The sequence below is a fragment of the Oleiphilus sp. HI0043 genome (genome assembly GCF_001634935.1).
The window spans coordinates 1-884 of record NZ_LWEY01000499.1 but is presented as its reverse complement, the minus strand read 5'-3'; the positions used below and the strand labels follow the sequence as shown (position 1 = coordinate 884).

The 884-nt window shown below is 47.6% G+C and carries 1 protein-coding gene and 1 pseudogene; both read left to right on the top strand.

The window, feature by feature from the left end; genetic code table 11:
- Nucleotides 1-345 (top strand): annotated as a pseudogene (locus tag A3729_RS06205) (acetyl-CoA carboxylase carboxyl transferase subunit alpha); the annotation flags it as partial.
- A 29-nt stretch (nucleotides 346-374) separates the two neighbouring features.
- The gene (gene tilS, locus A3729_RS06200) at nucleotides 375-851 is read left to right on the top strand and encodes a tRNA lysidine(34) synthetase TilS (protein WP_068633418.1); all 477 of its coding nucleotides are present in this window, start codon (nucleotides 375-377) and stop codon (nucleotides 849-851) included.
- The last annotated feature ends 33 nt before the right edge of the window (nucleotides 852-884 follow it).

The following is an 884-nucleotide window of genomic DNA, read 5'->3' as shown; positions in this document are numbered from 1 at the left end:
GGTGGCGCGCTGGCTATTGGTGTCTGTGATCGTCTAAATATGCTTCAGTACTCAACTTATTCTGTTATTTCCCCTGAGGGTTGTGCCTCCATTCTGTGGAAAAGTGCTGAGTATGCAGCTGATGCGGCTGAAGCGATGGGGGTTAACGCTCAACGTCTGAAAGAATTAGGTCTGGTTGATGGCGTCATAGAGGAGCCTTTAGGCGGTGCACATAGAAATATGCCCGAGATGGCTACTCAATTGAAGGCTCAGCTTATTGCAGGGCTTGATGAACTTTCGGCTTTAGATACTGAAGAATTAATGGATCAGCGCTATCAACGTTTAACGGCCTACGTTAAAGAGTAAATAGTCAAATAGGGTGCTCTGTGAGTGAGATGAAGGTTTCCCCGGTGATCTTGCAGGCATTAAAAAGAGTGCCCGAGTCCAAACGCTATGTTGTTGCCTTGAGTGGTGGCTTGGACTCTATCGTNCTCTTGCATACTTTTCGTTTATTAAACCCCTCCTTAGCTTTATCAGCAATACATGTTCATCATGGGCTTAGTAAAAACGCAGACGACTGGGCTCGTCATTGTCAGCAGGTGTGCCAGGAGCTATCTATTCCTTGCTATGTAGAGCGTGTATCAGTTACTGCGAGTGGTGAAGGGCTAGAGGCCGCAGCCAGGAAGGCTCGTTACGAAGTTTTCGAGAGGCTGCTAAATGATGGTGATGTGTTGCTCCAGGGTCATCATCAAAACGATCAGGCTGAAACGGTGTTGATTAGGGCATTGCGCGGTAGTGGTGTTAAGGGCTTATCGGCTATTCCGCCTAGCAGGCTTATGTTGTGGAACTGTTATTTATCGCCCTTTGCTTGAGGTCTCGAGAAGGGCTTTAGAGTTAGAAGCGGA